Consider the following 1,609-nt stretch of genomic DNA (forward strand, 5'->3'; position numbering starts at 1 on the left):
TGCGTTCGATCTCGCTGTTTGCTGTTCCCGAGGGAAATACGGTGGCGAGCATCCGCAGGGCTCGAGCAAAGTGGATCCGTTTGTAAAGGCGCGAACGGAGCGCCGTGTCGCCAGGCGTCGTCGAGAAAGACCAGAGTTCGATTGGCCCCAGGACGTTCACCAGAAGCTGTTCATACTTTGCTTCTCCGGCCGACATGTCCACGAAGAACGGCGCACCATTCTTTCCCGGACCCGGCAGTGCGTTGCGGATCACATAGGCGCTGGCATCGGACAGCTTAAAGCGTCGGATAAGGCTGTCTGCCGTCTCCTGATCACCGCATTTGAGGACCCATCGGGCGGTTGATATCTTGTAAAGGTCCTCGCTGAAATCGGTATGGTTCTGTGAAATGAAGGCGAGTTGGACGTTGTGCTTGCGCCCCTCGCGGCCGTCGCGGACAGCCTGCTTGTCTACCTGGGGCGCTGGTTCGGTACGGTGCCACTCATCGAAGTCGACACGCTTCGTCGTTTCATACATCTCAGTGAAGCGGGCGAGATGATAGTCCCGCATGGACGGGGGCATATGCGGGTCGTCGGCATAATCGGGATGGAGAAAGAAATTCCGGGCCAGGATATGGCGGCCAAGCATATACATGAGCGCTGTCTGGCGGTTGGCCGCGGGAGAGCCGGATGGTGCCACCTCGGCAAGATCGAGAACGATCACGCGCGCGTCCCCCATATCCAGCCTTGTCGGGGACGCCAGCATGGGAAAATTCTTGATCACGTTCATGATGTAGCGATCAAACGTGTCGATCAGGCTTTCTCCAGTTTCCAGGGTGATCTTGGAATAGCGTTTTTCGATTTCCGGGCTGCGGGCCGCAATCAGCAGATCCTGCAGGACCGGTACTGCATGGCGCTGGGCAAAACCTGCAAGGCGGTATTCCCTGAGATTGACAAGGGCATCGACGACATCCCGCCACCATGTCGGATCGTCCTCTCCCGCATGGTGGGGCAGGCTGATGCCCAGCGATGTTATTGCGGCATCGACGTCGGGCTCGATCCCCGGAGTGTAGATTTTGGGCGTGCCCCCCTGCACCCCGGTACAGAGGCGGTAGGCTTCATCAATCACGTCCTCTACCAGATGGTCCATGCCCTCCCACGGCCTGCCATCCAGCGGCGTAGCAAGGAGCGAGATGAAATTCTGCAGGAAAACGCGCTCGAGTGGCAGAGGATATTCCAGTCCGACCTGGGTATCGAAGACATTGACCTCGAAGCCCGGGATTGCCTGCATCTTGACGTAAACCGCCTCGTGCTGGCGTTCGGGGCCAAGCGCGTTGCGCAGCATCTCGATCAGTCCGCGCGAGGACGGCCCGATATCGAGCTTGCCGATATAGGGGAGCTTCGTGCCGTGGCTGCTGATCGCGGCGCTGCTGAGGATCAAGCCCAGCAGAATGGTATTGGCCAGAACGGATTTTCCGCCGCCAGGCGGGGCGATGATAATGTCTACGACGGATGGGCGTAGCCCGCCCCCGGTCGGATCATAGGGCCAGATTGAACCATCGGGTTTGCGGAAGAGAATGGATCCCCTCTGCCACGGTGACGCACTGCGTGCCCACGGCATCATGGAGAACGC

At 59.4% G+C, this 1,609-nt stretch carries 1 pseudogene; it reads right to left on the reverse strand.

What is annotated here, in order from left to right:
• Positions 1-1,609: pseudogene (locus tag GEU01_RS23805) on the reverse strand (ATP-binding protein); the annotation flags it as partial.

The organism is Komagataeibacter europaeus LMG 18890 (assembly GCF_000285295.1).
GTDB classification, from domain to species: Bacteria; Pseudomonadota; Alphaproteobacteria; order Acetobacterales; family Acetobacteraceae; genus Komagataeibacter; species Komagataeibacter europaeus.